The organism is Prochlorococcus sp. MIT 0801, assembly GCF_000757865.1.
Lineage (GTDB): Bacteria > Cyanobacteriota > Cyanobacteriia > PCC-6307 > Cyanobiaceae > Prochlorococcus_B.
In genome coordinates, this window is the sequence record NZ_CP007754.1 from 195,839 (window position 1) to 210,879 (window position 15,041).

16 protein-coding genes are annotated in these 15,041 nt (G+C 37.6%); 9 read left to right on the top strand and 7 right to left on the bottom strand.

The window, feature by feature from the left end:
* Window positions 1-64 precede the first annotated feature (64 nt).
* Entirely contained in the window at window positions 65-496 is a 432-nt protein-coding gene (locus tag EW15_RS01005; RefSeq protein WP_038650859.1) for an RNA-binding protein, read from the top strand.
* Window positions 497-500: 4 nt separating this feature from the next.
* Here EW15_RS01005 and EW15_RS01010 read toward each other — a convergent pair whose 3' ends face one another.
* Entirely contained in the window at window positions 501-1,439 is a 939-nt protein-coding gene (locus EW15_RS01010) for a phytoene synthase (protein WP_038650862.1), read from the bottom strand.
* A gap of 82 nt (window positions 1,440-1,521) precedes the next feature.
* Window positions 1,522-2,916, bottom strand: a complete 1,395-nt coding sequence (gene pds / locus EW15_RS01015) for a 15-cis-phytoene desaturase (RefSeq protein ID WP_038650865.1) — start codon at window positions 2,914-2,916, stop codon at window positions 1,522-1,524.
* A 104-nt stretch (window positions 2,917-3,020) separates the two neighbouring features.
* On the opposite strand from pds, the gene EW15_RS01020 reads away from it, so the two are divergent.
* Window positions 3,021-3,368, top strand: coding sequence for an NAD(P)H-quinone oxidoreductase subunit M (locus tag EW15_RS01020; RefSeq protein WP_038650868.1), 348 nt, complete (start codon window positions 3,021-3,023; stop codon window positions 3,366-3,368).
* Window positions 3,365-4,030, top strand: a complete 666-nt coding sequence (locus EW15_RS01025; RefSeq protein ID WP_038650871.1) for a DUF3172 domain-containing protein — start codon at window positions 3,365-3,367, stop codon at window positions 4,028-4,030. The genes EW15_RS01020 and EW15_RS01025 overlap by 4 nt, the downstream gene beginning before the upstream one ends.
* Here EW15_RS01025 and EW15_RS01030 read toward each other — a convergent pair.
* Window positions 4,027-4,977 carry a LysR family transcriptional regulator gene (locus EW15_RS01030; protein WP_038650874.1) on the bottom strand — a complete coding sequence of 317 codons (951 nt, stop codon included), beginning with the start codon at window positions 4,975-4,977 and terminating at the stop codon, window positions 4,027-4,029. The genes EW15_RS01025 and EW15_RS01030 overlap by 4 nt on opposite strands.
* Before the next feature lie 108 nt (window positions 4,978-5,085).
* On the opposite strand from EW15_RS01030, the gene EW15_RS01035 reads away from it, so the two are divergent.
* The 5 genes from EW15_RS01035 (at window position 5,086) to EW15_RS01055 (ending at window position 11,813) form a co-directional block, all read left to right on the top strand.
* Window positions 5,086-5,832, top strand: a complete 747-nt coding sequence (locus EW15_RS01035) for an NnrU family protein (protein ID WP_038650877.1) — start codon at window positions 5,086-5,088, stop codon at window positions 5,830-5,832.
* Between the two features lie 25 nt (window positions 5,833-5,857).
* On the top strand, window positions 5,858-7,864 hold the full coding sequence (locus EW15_RS01040) for an NAD(P)H-quinone oxidoreductase subunit 5 (RefSeq protein ID WP_038650879.1): 2,007 nt from the start codon (window positions 5,858-5,860) through the stop codon (window positions 7,862-7,864).
* Window positions 7,865-8,004: 140 nt separating this feature from the next.
* A complete protein-coding gene (locus tag EW15_RS01045; protein WP_038650882.1) occupies window positions 8,005-9,621 on the top strand; it encodes an NAD(P)H-quinone oxidoreductase subunit 4 in 1,617 nt (538 codons plus the stop codon).
* A gap of 64 nt (window positions 9,622-9,685) precedes the next feature.
* On the top strand, window positions 9,686-10,579 hold the full coding sequence (locus EW15_RS01050; RefSeq protein WP_038650884.1) for a segregation/condensation protein A: 894 nt from the start codon (window positions 9,686-9,688) through the stop codon (window positions 10,577-10,579).
* A 55-nt stretch (window positions 10,580-10,634) separates the two neighbouring features.
* Window positions 10,635-11,813, top strand: a complete 1,179-nt coding sequence (locus tag EW15_RS01055) for an NDP-sugar synthase (protein WP_038650886.1) — start codon at window positions 10,635-10,637, stop codon at window positions 11,811-11,813.
* On the opposite strand, the gene EW15_RS01060 is transcribed toward EW15_RS01055, so the two are convergent.
* On the bottom strand, window positions 11,806-12,687 hold the full coding sequence (locus tag EW15_RS01060) for a methylenetetrahydrofolate reductase (protein ID WP_038650889.1): 882 nt from the start codon (window positions 12,685-12,687) through the stop codon (window positions 11,806-11,808). The genes EW15_RS01055 and EW15_RS01060 overlap by 8 nt on opposite strands.
* A gap of 84 nt (window positions 12,688-12,771) precedes the next feature.
* Here EW15_RS01060 and EW15_RS01065 point away from each other — a divergent pair, with 84 nt between their 5' ends.
* Complete coding sequence (locus EW15_RS01065; RefSeq protein WP_038650892.1) at window positions 12,772-13,044, top strand: response regulator transcription factor; 273 nt, start codon at window positions 12,772-12,774, stop codon at window positions 13,042-13,044.
* Between the two features lie 241 nt (window positions 13,045-13,285).
* On the opposite strand, the gene EW15_RS01070 is transcribed toward EW15_RS01065, so the two are convergent.
* The 3 genes from EW15_RS01070 to nuoK are packed head-to-tail and all read right to left on the bottom strand — an operon-like array spanning window position 13,286 to window position 15,037.
* Window positions 13,286-13,786, bottom strand: coding sequence for a CYTH domain-containing protein (locus EW15_RS01070; protein ID WP_038650895.1), 501 nt, complete (start codon window positions 13,784-13,786; stop codon window positions 13,286-13,288).
* A gap of 6 nt (window positions 13,787-13,792) precedes the next feature.
* Window positions 13,793-14,698, bottom strand: coding sequence for an NAD(+) kinase (locus EW15_RS01075; RefSeq protein ID WP_038650898.1), 906 nt, complete (start codon window positions 14,696-14,698; stop codon window positions 13,793-13,795).
* A gap of 9 nt (window positions 14,699-14,707) precedes the next feature.
* Window positions 14,708-15,037, bottom strand: a complete 330-nt coding sequence (gene nuoK / locus EW15_RS01080; RefSeq protein WP_038650902.1) for an NADH-quinone oxidoreductase subunit NuoK — start codon at window positions 15,035-15,037, stop codon at window positions 14,708-14,710.
* Window positions 15,038-15,041 lie beyond the last annotated feature (4 nt).

Sequence of the window (15,041 nt, forward strand, 5' to 3'; positions counted from 1 at the left end):
AACTACACAAATCAAAGTAATCTCGGCCGCATGCCGTCGTCTTCTTATCTTCCTTTTTTTCTAAATGAGTGTTCGCCTTTACGTCGGTAATTTGCCGCAGAATGTCAATGTTAAAGAACTTGAAGCCCTCCTAACATCCATTGGAGATGGAATCAAATTTAAAGCTGTTTTTGATAGAGATACCAAGGCTTGTAGAGGATTTGGTTTCGCTAATGTCAAAGATGAGAATGTCTCAAATGAGCTGATTGAAAAATTTAATGGCTATGAATTTAACGGCAACAAATTGAGGGTTGAGCGTTCTGAACGAAAAGACTCAAATTCCAGTAATTCAAGAAGAGGAGCTGGTGCTAACAATGTAAATAAAGGTTCTAATCGTAAAGATGTTAAGAAAGTTGTACATAGCGATGCGCCAATTAAAGAAGCTCCAGATCCAAGATGGGCTGGAGAACTATCAAAGTTAAAGGATCTTTTAGCTAATCAAAAAACTCCCTCTTAAAAGTTCAATTAATTAGTGTTTTAAGTTTATATTTTTCATCGTTGATAGTTATCAGATATGAGATGGGTATGTTTACAGCTTTAACCCATCCCTTTACATAAGCTCGATTGCTAAAGACGTCATAATCAAGTTTTTCAATTGAACTTAATATTCCCCTATATAGCCTTAATGAGGTCCATATAGGCCACCTTGCATCTATGGAAAGCCATTTTATACCTTCTTCAGATTTTTGGAACCAATCTCTGGCTCTGGCTAATTGAAAAGCCATTAAAGCTTTCCAGTTTTCATTGATTATTCCTTTCATTAGATCTTCTTCGGAGTAATTAAATTTTTCTAAATCCTCTAATGGCAAATAAATGCGGCCTCTAAACCTATCTTCTCCAACATCTCTGAGAATATTTGTTAGTTGATTCGCGATTCCTAGAGCTATTGCTGCTCGTGAAGTATTAGGCGGTGGCAAATTTGGGTTACGTGTATAGGCAGCATCAATTCCTATTACGCCTTGTGTCATCAACCCAACAGTTCCAGCGACTCGATAACAGTACAGTTCAAGTTCTTCAAAGGTTTTGTATCTGGTTGTATATAAATCCATTCTCTGGCCTTCAATCATGTCTATGTATGGCTGAATAGACTGAGGAAATTTTTGAAGAGTATCAGATAGGACAGCATCAAGATCATCTTCGGTATTACCAGCAAAAATATTTTTTGTTTTGTCTTCCCATTTATTCAGTCGATCTGATAACTCATTTCTAGATTTTTTTTGAGCTTCAATGCTGTCCATTAGCTCATCTGTTCTACGGCACCAAACATAAATAGCCCAGATTGCTTTGCGTTTAGCAGGGGGCAGCAACATGGTGCCAAGGTAGAAGGTCTTGGCCCATTGTGCAGTTTCTTTTCTGCAAGCCTCGTAGGCATCCTCTAGATTAAAAGAAGGTTGCGCCAAAATTAGAAGTTTGTAAGTTTTTTAGTTTGCATTAAATCTTGAATTGCAATTTTCAATAAATTCTTATTGTTATACATTAAGACTAAGAAGAACCTGAACCTATGTCAGTCGAGATTTGGATTTTTTCTGCACATATTTTTCCACTTAACACTGCACCTTCCATCGACGCGAGGTATTTTTGCATTGTGTAATCACCAGTTAAGAAAAAGTTGCTTATCGGAGTTTTTTGATCTGGCCTTAAATCTTGGCATCCAGGAACAGCTTTGTAGACTGATTTTGGTGTTTTTATTACTTTATATTTTCGCAATTTAGCTTGATCTTCCCCTGAGAAATGTATGGGAAAAAGTTTCTTCAATTCTTGCATTGTTGCGTCAATTATTTCCTCGTCTTTACGACCGATCCAATCTTTTGCAGGAGCAAAAACTAATTCAAGCATTGAACGATTTGGATCTTCATATTCTTTACAAGTTATGCTCATGTCGGCATAAACACTCAAAAGTGGAGATCTGCTGAATAGCAGGTGATCAATATTTGTAAGTTTTCGATCAAACCAAAGATGAATATTGATAACTGGAACTCCTTGAAGTCCCTCAAGTTTTCTGAAAATATCTTGAGAGGCCCATTCATTTGGCAAAATTGTTTTAAAAATATCAACGGGCATTGCGCTGACATATGCGTCCGCTTGTATTTCTTTCCCATGAGATTCTTTGGCACTACCTATTAAGAAATTTTCAACAGATCCATCTTCTTTTAAATTGATTTTTTTGAGTGGGCTATTTAGAAAAACGTCGCCTCCTAAAGCTCTAATGTGATCAACAATTGGTTGACAAAGCCTTTCTGGTGGGGCTCCATCAAGAAATGCCATTTTTGATCCGTTTTTTTCTTGTAAGAAGCGGTTTAATGCAGTTAGTAAAACCGTTGAGGAAATTTCATCAGGACCTATGAAATTAAGTGCCTTACTCATTGCTATAAAAACTTCATCATTTACTCTTTCGGGTATATTTTGTTTTTTCAGCCATTCCGTCCAAGAGTACTTATCACAATCTTCTACATAATCTTGGCCGCGCAACATGGCTGGTACTAGTCCTATTCCAAACGAAATCTTTTCAGGCCAGCTAAGCATGTCATTGTTGCTTAAAATCGCTGCCACTCCGTTTATTGGAGCAGGAAGATCAGGGAAGTCGAAACGGCTATATGTACCAGGTTCTTCTGGTTGGTTGAAAATCATTGAGTGACTTTTCCATTGAAGACGATCTTCAATATTTAGCTCTTTAAAAAGCTGAAGCATGTTTGGATAAGCTCCAAAAAATATATGTAGTCCAGTCTCATACCAGTCTCCATCCTCATCTTTCCAAGCAGCAACTTTTCCACCAAGTACGTTTCTTGACTCATAAACAAATGGCGTATGACCAGCATCGGCTAAGTATTTTGCACATGAGAGTCCTGCCAATCCGGCTCCAGCGATTGCTACGCGCATACCTAAATAAAAGAGTATTTAACAACTTTAGTGATTAAGACCACCCAACAAGGGTTTAGGTCGTTAAATTTGCAGTATATATTTTGGTTTGTTGTTTTAAATTCATGAGCGATACTATTCTCAAATGCACAACGAGACATGTCAGAATATTTACTGCAGTAGTCGAAAATAATGATTTAATTTTAGATAATGGGCATTTGACTTTAGATATTGATCCCGATAATGAATTTCTTTGGAGCGATCAATCTATAAAAAAGGTTCAAGATTATTTTCGTGAATTAGTGGACTTGCAAGCCGATAAAGAATTAAGTGATTACAGCTTGAGAAGAATAGGATCCTTGCTTGAAGATTTTATTAGAAAGTTGCTTAAAGACGGAGAACTTAGTTATAACCCAAGCAGTAAGGTAATGAACTATTCCATGGGATTACCTCGAACTAAAGACTTATTATGAATCAAGGTCCTAATAATCGAAGACCATCATCTCGTAGAAGATCAGATTTAGCGAGAAGAAAAGAAGGGAACAGATTTAACTCTAGAAGAGATTCAAATGTTAGAGATCAATATGTATCAAGAGATAGTCGATTTAAATCTTCAGGTCCCTCAGATGGAGGTGGAGGCAGTGGTGGTATAAAAATCAACTCTAATACAATTGCTATTTTGGCTGGAGTATTGGTAATTGGCGTGGGTATAGGAAGCCTAATCACAAGCACAACTTCAGGTGGCCAGGGAAATATTGCAAGTCAGCAACAACTAGATATGGCAGTTCCGGATCCCGACTTTTGCAGACAATACGGTGCAAGTGCCTTTGTTATCGATGTTGAAATGTACACGACCCTAAACCCCTCTACAAGCTTTGTGACACAACCTGCTCTTCAACCAGGTTGTGTCATTAGAAGAGAAAATTGGACTGTTTTGCAAAAGCAAGGAGCTATAAATAATGAAGATGTTAGAGAATGCAAGCAGAGAATGAATACATTTGCCTATATAGGTTCAATTAGAGACCAGCCAATTGTGCGTTGTGTTTATCAAGCAGATGTTAATGAAAATAAATTTATAATTAGAGGTGCTGAAGAAGATGCTGTTGGTATCAATAAAGAGGCTATACAATTTTAATTTTGAGGAATAAATAGTGGCGAAAATGAACTAGCAAATAAAGGCAATATGTCTTGTGTGAAGGCTTCGGCAGCTCTAGATGAATATCTGCCAGGATTGGTGATTACTTTTAGTTCTCTTTTGACTTCTAGATCTGCAACAATTGGTCTATGAATACTTCCTCCGGATAATTCTCTTTCAATTGACACTATGGGGAGAAAAGCTGCGCCTAGATCAGATTGAACAGCATTTTTTATGGCTTCAAGAGAGTTTAATTCCATTTCTATATGTAACCTCTGGACGTCCAATCCAGAAGAGACCAAGAGTTGATCTAAGACTTTTCTTGTGGTTGATTGATTGTCTAAGGTAATAAACCTAAGACTATAAAGATCTTCTTTTGTGAGTTCTTTTGACTTCGATAATGCATGATTAGTCGGTAAAACAAGAGCTAACTCATCAGTTGCAAAAGGAATAACTTCTAGGGATTCATTTAACTCTAGTGGAAGTTGGCCTCCGATGATAGCAATATCTATTTGGCCATTCGCAACACTCCATCCTGTTCTTCTAGTGCTATGAATTTGAAGTTGAACTGAAACTTCTGGGTACTTTTGTCTAAAAAGTCCAATCATCCTTGGCATCAAGTAAGTACCAGTAGTTTGACTAGCTCCAATAGTGATAGATCCCCCTTTGAGATTATTTAAATCTTCAACTGCTTTGCAAGTTTCTTGGCATTCCCCTAAAATTTTCTCACAGTAATTTAGAAGAAGCTTTCCAGCTTCAGTTAGTTGGGCTTTCCTTCCACCTCTGTCAAATATGGCAATATCTAGTTGTTTTTCTAGATTTTGGACTTGCAAACTTACAGCCGGTTGCGTAACAAAGAGACTGTCAGCAGCTTTTTTAAAGCTCCCCTCATCAACGATTGCTTTAAGGATTCTTAACTGATCAAGAGTGAATGGGATCTCAACCATGGTGGCAGGCCTTCATGGCAGTTATTAAAATAAAATGTAGGGAAAAACAACTCCAACTGTTGATCCGGTATGGATCTAATAATTTATTAAGAGGTTTTTATACGACTAATGACACTTTCAGATACTCATGGTTCCAGTTTTGTGATGATATTACTTTTATTTTGTTTTGCTGTTATTCATAGTGGTGGAGCGGCTTTAAGGGTGAAAGCAGAAGAGGTGATTGGAGCAAGAGCATGGAGATTGATTTTTGCTTTTGTAAGTATTCCTTCAGCTGTCATTTTGGTTGGTTACTTTATTGCTCATCGTTACGATGGAGTGAGATTTTGGAACTTTCAAGGGATTAGCGAACTAATTCCTGTGATTTGGATATTAAGTGCAGTTAGTTTTCTTTTTTTGTACCCAGCTACTTATAACCTTTTAGAAATCCCGGCTGTCTTAAAGCCCAAAGTAAGAATTTACGCATCAGGAATTATTAGAGTAACTCGCCATCCCCAGGCAATTGGTCAAATTATTTGGTGCTTTGCACATTTACTTTGGATTGGCACAAGTTTTATGCTTGTAACTTGTATGGGATTGATTGCCCACCATTTATTTGCTATCTGGCATGGTGATAAAAGACTTACTCTCAGATTCGGAAAAGAATTTGATGAAATCAAGAAAAAAACATCAGTCGTGCCTTTCCTGGCAGTGTTGGATGGACGACAAAAATTACAAATAAAAGAATTTCTTAGGCCCTCTCAAATGGGGATTCTTATTGCAGTATTTTTTTTCTGGTGGTCCCATAAATTTATTTCTGTTGGAGCTCAGAGATTTCTCTCTTTTGATTTAACTGAATTACTAGCAAGAATTGCCTAAGCTTATTTCAATATGATTTAGCTGGATGCACTCGGCTGCAGATTTTGCTTGGTTAATTCCACTTCTTCCTCTTTGTGGGGCAGTTTTGATTGGGTTGGGATTAATTAGTTTTAACGATCTTTTTAATCGTTCAAGGAAACCCGTTGCAATAACCCTTTTGACTTCCGTAGGTGCTTCGGCATTTATTAGCTATGCAGTTTTAGCTGAACAACTCTCAGGTCAGCCTCCAGTTGAACACTTGTTTATTTGGGCAAGTGCAGGCTCATTTGAGTTGCCAATGGGATATGTGATTGATCCTCTAGCTGCAGTGATGCTCGCTCTTGTAACTACAATTGCTTTCTTGGTAATGATTTATTCCCATGGTTATATGGCGCATGATCCTGGGTATGTTCGTTTTTTTACTTATCTAGCTTTATTCAGCAGCTCAATGCTTGGCCTAATTGTTAGTCCAAATTTGCTTGAAATATACGTTTTCTGGGAATTGGTTGGTATGTGTTCATATTTATTAGTTGGCTTTTGGTATGACAGAGACGGTGCTGCCCATGCAGCTCAAAAGGCTTTTATTGTAAATAGAGTGGGTGACTTTGGCTTGTTGCTTGGTATTTTGGGTCTTTTTTGGGCAACAGGTAGTTTTGATTTTCATGGCATCGCTGATGGTTTATCAGTGGCAGTTGATTCTGGGACAGTACCAATGTGGGCGGCCTTGACTCTTTGCATACTTGTTTTTATGGGGCCCATGGCTAAGTCTGCACAATTTCCTTTGCATGTTTGGTTGCCCGATGCAATGGAAGGCCCAACCCCCATATCTGCGCTGATCCATGCAGCAACAATGGTTGCTGCGGGAGTTTTTTTAGTAGCAAGGCTTGATCCTTTGTTTAGCCAGTTCCCTTTCGTTGGATTATTTATTGCAATTATTGGAACTGTCACTTGTTTCCTAGGTGCATCGATCGCCTTGACTCAAATGGACTTAAAAAAAGGTTTGGCTTATAGCACAGTTTCTCAACTTGGATACATGATGCTTGCGATGGGATGTGGTGCACCAGTTGCAGGAATGTTCCACCTTGTCACTCATGCTTGTTTTAAGGCCATGTTATTCCTTGGTTCAGGCTCAGTTATTCATGCCATGGAGGAAGTCGTTGGTCATGAACCAATTCTTGCTCAAGACATGCGATTAATGGGGGGCCTACGTAAAAAAATGCCTATTACAGCAATAACTTTTTTCATTGGTTGCATTGCTATAAGTGGCATACCTCCTCTCGCAGGTTTTTGGAGTAAAGATGAAATTCTTGGTCAAGCCTTTAATGCTTTTCCAATTCTTTGGTTTATTGGTTTTCTAACGGCAGGAATGACAGCTTTCTACATGTTTAGGCTTTATTTTCTAACTTTTGAGGGAGACTTTCGTGGCGAAAATAAAGAGATGCAGCTTTCATTGCTTTCTTTAGCAGGTAAAGAGAAAGATGAAGATCATGAAGATCATAAAATTGGCAAAATACATGAATCTGCTTGGCCCATGACATTTCCCTTGGCAGTTTTGGCAATTCCTTCTGTCTTGATTGGATTTATAGGTGTTCCCTGGAACAGTATTTTTGCAAACTTGTTAGATCCTGTGGAAGCTGTTGAAGCTGCAGAAAAGTTTAGTTGGGGAGAATTCCTTCCACTTGCAATTGCCTCTGTCGCAATCTCATCTGCAGGGATATTATTGGCTGTATTAACTTATTATTTAAAAAGACTTGATCTTGGTGTTTCTCTATCCAAGAAGTACCCTCAAATTAATTCATTTCTTCAGGAAAAATGGTACTTAGATGATATTAATGAGAAAATTTTTGTAAAAGGCAGTAGAAAACTCGCAAGAGAAGTACTAGAAGTAGACGCAAAAGTAGTTGATGGAGTTGTCAATCTGACAGGATTATTGACTCTTGGTAGTGGAGAAGGTCTTAAATATTTTGAGACAGGAAGAGCTCAGTTTTACGCATTGATTGTTTTTGGAGGAGTAATTGCTCTGGTTGCACTTTTTGGAGTTATCGGTGCATGATTTTTACATAATTTTTTTAGGTGTGTGTTTCATCCCCTATCTAGAGGGTGCCAATAATCTCATAATTTCTAAACTCAAAAAGTGGTGATTAATTTCGAGTCTTGGAATTCGCTCTCAATACAAGTTTGAACCTAGGAACAATGTTAATTTCTGAGCCAATTCAAGCCGATTTCCCTTGGTTAAGTTTATCCATATTGTTTCCCATTGTTGGAGCATTGATTGTTCCTTTTATTCCAGATAGAGGAGAGGGGAAAGAAGTTCGATGGTATGCACTAATAATTGCTTTAATTACTTTTCTAATTACTGTCGCTGCTTACTTCAAAGGCTTTGATCCAAGTCAAGAAGGCCTGCAATTATATGAAAAAGTTAGCTGGCTTCCTGATCTTGGATTGACTTGGTCTGTTGGCGCAGATGGCTTATCAATGCCATTGATATTGCTTACAAGCTTTATAACTTCTCTTGCCGTTTTGGCGGCATGGCCAGTTAGCTATAAGCCAAAATTATTTTTCTTTTTAATTCTCGCCATGGATGGCGGCCAGATAGCTGTCTTTGCAGTTCAAGATATGTTGCTTTTCTTTCTCGCTTGGGAATTGGAGTTGTTCCCCGTTTATTTATTCCTTGCAATCTGGGGCGGAAAGAAGAGGCAATATGCGGCGACCAAATTTATTATCTATACAGCAGGAAGCTCGTTATTTATTCTCCTTGCTGGTCTTGCGATGGGTTTCTTTCAAGGAGGAGGGGTACCAGATTTCGGTTATACCCATTTGGCTCAGCAAGATTTTGGGAGGGGTTTTCAACTGCTTTGTTATTCAGGCTTGTTAATAGCATTTGGGGTCAAACTTCCTATTGTTCCTCTACATACTTGGTTGCCCGATGCCCATGGAGAGGCCACTGCTCCAGTACATATGCTTTTAGCAGGCATCTTGTTAAAGATGGGTGGATATGCTCTCCTTAGATTTAATGCACAATTACTGCCAGATGCTCATGCTCAATTTGCTCCATTGTTAATTGTATTGGGAGTAGTAAATATTATTTATGCAGCTTTAACTTCTTTTGCTCAAAGAAATTTAAAAAGAAAAATTGCCTACAGCTCAATAAGTCATATGGGTTTTGTCTTAATAGGTATTGGAAGCTTTAGCTCTTTAGGTACTAGTGGTGCAATGTTGCAAATGGTTAGCCACGGCTTAATAGGAGCAAGCTTGTTTTTCCTCGTTGGTGCAACTTACGACAGAACTCACACCCTTCAATTAGATGAAATGGGTGGTATTGGTCAAAATATGAGGATTATGTTTGCTTTATGGACAGCATGTGCTTTCGCTTCTCTTGCTTTACCTGGAATGAGTGGGTTTATCTCAGAATTAATGGTTTTTGTTGGGTTCGTAACAGATGAAGTTTATACTCTCCCATTTAGGATTGTTGTTGCTTCATTAGCAGCAATTGGAGTCATTTTGACACCTATATATTTATTATCGATGCTCAGAGAAATCTTCTTCGGTAAAGAGAATGCAAAGTTAATATCTAAAGCAAAGTTAGTAGATGCTGAACCTAGAGAGATCTATATTATTGCTTGTTTATTAGTTCCCATTATTGGAATTGGTTTGTATCCAAAAATTATGACTGATACTTATATTTCATCAATTGATGGATTGGTTAAAAGAGATTTGTTAGCCGTTGAGAGAATTAGAAGTGATCGAGCAACAATTATTAGCAATACAAACTTATCAATTGGGACTATTGAAGCGCCTCTTTTAGATTGAAAATTATTTCACCTGGCATTACATCCAATATAGAGATAACTTGCTTATAGATTAATAGTGCTAATTGCCAGTTGATTTCTTAACTCAATCTGCAGATTCTGGCGCGAGACTTGCTATTCGCTTATTGCAAGATGCTGCTGAAAGAGGAGATATAGATCCTTGGGATGTGGATGTTATTCCAGTTGTAGATGGTTTTTTGGACCAACTTAAACAGCGTATTGAAATTCCAAAAAAGATTTCACAACATTTCAGCCAAAATGGTGGAAGTTATGAGGTTGATCTGGCTCAGAGTAGTGAGGCCTTTTTAGCGGCTTCTGTTTTGGTTGGTTTAAAGGCGGAGGTCCTTGAAGCTGAAATGTTCACCGTTGATATGGAAGTTGAAGCTGATTCAGACTTCGATTTTGGTGAACAGGGTTGGCTAGATGACAGTTTCCAATTACCTCTTCGACCAGAGAGACATCTTTTTAGAAGGCCAGTTGCACCTCCTCCATTTAGAAGGCCAGTTACTCTTGGAGAATTAATAAATCAGCTTGAGACAATTGCCGAATCTTTGAAAAATGATGATTTGAATAATCGTAGAAAGTTACGACAAAAAAAATTAAGTAATAGGGAGGTTATTGCTCAGGTTTCATCTCTTGCTCATCGAGAAAAATTGCCTGAAACCACTGCTGCGCTAGCGATTTTCATAAATAAGTGGGAGCAAGCTTTGCATTGGGTTGATTTTGAATTATTAGTTGAGAGTTGGAAAGAAAATTCGGCCTCAGATGATTTGGATACAGATAGAGTAGGGGTCTTTTGGGCTTTATTATTTTTATGCTCTCAGGGCAAGGTGGAGATTGTTCAAAAAGGTTCTTTGTTCTCTCCTATAAGTCTAAAGAGGCTTTTGCAACCAGGAATGGTTGCTCAACTTCCCATCGCTTCTCTAGACGTGACAGATGTCTCGCCGGCTGCTGCTTAGCTCTTTGTGGAGGCAGCATTCTATGTTGGCATTGTTCAGATAGATTAAACCGCCTATGAAGGCGATGATCCTGGCCGCTGGTAAAGGAACCCGAGTTCAGCCGATCACACATGTGATTCCAAAGCCAATGATTCCTATCCTTCAGAAACCTGTAATGGAGTTTCTGTTGGAACTTCTCAAGGAGCACGGTTTTACTGAGGTTATGGTCAATGTTTCACATCTAGCAGAGGAAATAGAAAATTATTTCCGAGATGGACAAAGATTTGGAGTTGAAATTGCATATAGCTTTGAAGGTCGTATTGAAGACGGAGAATTAATTGGTGATGCACTTGGATCCGCGGGCGGGCTGAAAAAGATTCAAGATTTTCAAAAGTTTTTTGATGATACTTTTGTCGTCTTGTGTGGTGATGCACTAATTGATTTGGATTTATCTGAAGCAGTAAAACGACATAAAGAAAAAGGTGCATTGGCTAGTTTGATAACTAAACGTGTCTCAAAAGATCAAGTAAGTAGTTATGGCGTTGTTGTAACTGATGAAGAAGATCGAGTTAAAGCTTTTCAAGAAAAACCTTCTATTGAGAATGCTCTAGGCGATAAGATTAATACTGGAATTTATTTATTTGAGCCTGAAATTTTTAATTATATTCCATCTGGAAAACCCTTTGATATTGGCTCAGATTTGTTTCCAAAATTAGTAGAAGAAGGAGCACCTTTCTATGCTTTAGCCATGGATTTTGAGTGGGTTGATATTGGCAAAGTACCAGATTATTGGAGAGCAATTAGGAATGTACTTAAAGGTGATGTTAGACAGGTTGAAATACCCGGAAAGCAAGTGAGACCTGGAATCTATACTGGTTTAAATGTTGCAGCTAATTGGGATAAAATAAATGTGAAAGGACCAATCTATGTTGGTGGAATGACAAGGATTGAAGATGGTGTAACTATCGTTGGGCCTTCTATGATTGGTCCAAGTTGTTGTATTTGTGAAGGAGCAACAATTGATAATTCAATAATCTTTGATTATTCATTAATTGGGCCAGGAGTTCAACTTGTGGAGAAGTTAGTCTTTGGTAGATATTGTGTTGGTAAAGAAGGTGATCACTTTGATTTACAGGAAGCTGCTTTAGATTGGTTGATAACTGATGCCAGAAGACAGGACTTAGGCGAACCGTCACCCCAACAAAAAGCAATGGCTGAATTATTAGGTACTGATCTGATTGGTTCTACTAATTAATATTTGCTCTATCTAAAATCATCGGTATTTGTTGTTCTGCTTTAACGGCCATAATGTGAACTCCTTGAGCAATACCTAGAAAACTTTTTACTTGCTCAGCAGCAATTGATATGCCTTCATCAATAGGATTTGATGAACTTTCAAGTCTGGAAATAATTGATTCGGGTATGCATGCTCCTGGTACTACACGATTAATGAATTGTGCATTTTTGGAAGATTTGAGTAGAAAAACCCCAGCTAAAACAGGGATTTTCATAGGCTCTGTGATTTCCTTGCAAAATCGTTCAAGTACTTTTGGGTCCATAACCATTTGAGTTTGAAGGAAATTTGCACCCGCGTTTTTTTTGAGTTCGATTCTCCTTCGTAAGCCATCAAACCCTCTGCAATTTGGATCAGCTGCAGCTCCAGCGAATAAATCAGTTGGGCCATCAGGTAATAAATCAGACACGGGATCTATTCCTTTGTTAAGTGATGTGACTTGATTAATAAGTTCTATTGAGTTGAAATCTTGAACCGATTTGGCTTGAGATTGGTCTCCTACTCGTACAGGATCGCCTGTTAAACAGAGGATATTTGTTATCCCTAGAGCATGTGCTCCTAGTAATTCAGCTTGTAATGCGATTCGATTCCTATCCCTACATGATAATTGTAAGACTGGTTCAAGATTCGCCTCTAAAAGCAGCTTGCATAGGGCTAGGCTACTCATTCTCATAATTGCCCTGCTGCCATCTGTAACGTTAAAACCATGCACAAGGTCTTTTAATTTGATGGCTTTTGAAAGAGCTAAAGCTGTATTACCTCCTCTAGGAGGCATGATTTCAGCAGTAACAGCTGATAGGCCAGATTCAAGACGATTTTGAAGTTTAGATTTCACATGTATTTTTTACTAGATAATTACTATCGGTGATTAAAGGCCCTAATCTAAGTAGTATTAATTAATGAGTTGTGAGTGAGGGGAATGTTTACAGGAGAGATCGCTAATTCGTCCCACATGGGACTGTCAGCCAGGGAGATGGAGATCATTGGATTAGTTGCAGATGGCCTGACTAATCAGGAGATTGCTGAAAAACTGACAATTAGTAAAAGAACTGTAGACAATCATGTCAGCAATATGTTCACAAAAACAGGTTCGAAAAACAGAGTGGCTTTGTTGAACTGGGCAATGGATCATGGAAAAATCTGCCGAGATGGATTTAACTGTTGTTCATTGCCAGATGAAACAGATTCTTAGAATTTATAATTATTTTCGTCCTCAATAAGATCTGATAAGGGCATTACAGAAAATTCTATAGATGACAACTCAAATAACTTTGCATATGCAAAGCAAGCTTCCTTGTCAGAGCAAGTGATTCGAAGGATACCCTCTGTGTCATAAAGACCAAACAAGTTATACCTCTTGCAAAGGACGCATAAATCGCTGGAAACCATCTAACGATTATTAAGACAATCTAAAGGACAAGCTGCCTTTTTGTTTAGAAGCTTTTGGCTTTTATCCTATCTTTTACTGACAATTCAGAAATTGGTGCTTTCGCAAGAGCAGCATTGCTCAATGATTTGATCCCAGTTATCTCTTGTCCACACCATGATGGGACTTGAATTTCTTCTGATTCAGAATTCAATTCAATTTCAGCAATTTTTAAACACGAATTTGACTCTTCAAAAACATCAACCACCCAATTTTTTTTATTTATATTTAGCTGATATCGAGTTTTAGCAATTTTATATTTAGATAATTGTATTAATTCAATAGCATCTTTTCTAGGAATTGAATATTCAAACTCATAGTTTATTAATTCATTTAAAGAGGACTTTAATGTTATGTACCCTTTATTATTATCTATTATCCTTACTCGAGTAGCCCATTCATCTACACTTGCATTTAAGTAGGCCTGACTAAAACTTTCACTTAGTATTACCTGATCTTTCCAATCTTCATTTTTAACTAAGAATCTCCTTTCTATTTCTATGCCCATAACTAATTATTTGTGAGGATCGTTCAGGCTACTTGCCCAATGAAGCTTTTGAGTAATTGTCTTATAATAAGAATGATTTTCATCTAAAATGATTATTGAGGTTGAGTGATTAGATTTCTTTATTAAGCATGTGTCGTCAGATTCAATTGAACATCCACTGGATCCATCTAACCATAACTTTATTTTTTGTCTCATACCTCTTATGGGTTTGATTACTAATCGAGATTCAGGAGGGACCACAATTGGCCTACTGGCTAAGCTCATAGGGCAAATAGCGCTCACTATAATTCCATCCAAAGATGGATGGATAATGGGTCCTCCAGCGGCCATAGAGTAAGCAGTAGAACCTGTTGGAGTAGAGAAGATAAGTCCATCGCCCTTGTATTTATCTACAGCTTCACCATCTATTTCAAGTGCGAGGCTGCAAGTAGGCGAAATCTCATCTGTGCAAGATCGTAAATAAAAATCATTTAGAGCAAAAAATGATTTTTTAATTGTGGTTTCATTGTTGTTACTTTCTTTAAAGACTGTTGCTTCAAGCATCATTCTTTTTTGGATATTAAATCTATTATTTGAAACTCTTTCCCAAAAAGTTTCTTGCTTTAAGATATGACGATCGTGGGTCAAAAAACCTAGATTTCCTCCAACATTAAAACTCAAAATAGGTATGTTTTTCGGGGATAAATATCTTGCGGCCCTTAAAACTGTTCCATCACCTCCCAGAACAATAGTGATCTCTGGCAATACATCAGATGCTAAAAATAATTGATTAATATTATTGGTTTCTGTGCTTATTTCGGAAAATAAAACTTTTTTCCCATAACCTTCAATTATTTTTTTACAATTTAAGGTTTCTTTGTATGCAGTATCGCTATCTGATCTATATAAGATCCAGATCAGACTTGTTGTCATTAAAAATATCTACCATTTGAGTAGATTGAAACTTTCCATGTCAATAGTAACTCTATTTCTATACAATGAAAGTAGTATCGCTAGTCCAACGGCTGCCTCTGCTGCTGCTACGGTAATAACAAAAATTGAAAATACTTGCCCTCTAATTACTGATCCATCTATATAGGATGAAAAACTCATAAGATTTATATTCACTGCATTTAACATTAATTCTATGCTCATTAAAACACGAACAGCATTTCGACTATTTATTAATCCCCATACACCTGTACAGAAAAGGAATGCAGCAATTATGAGATAAGCCTGAAGAGGGACTGGAACAATAGAATTTTCTAACATATTT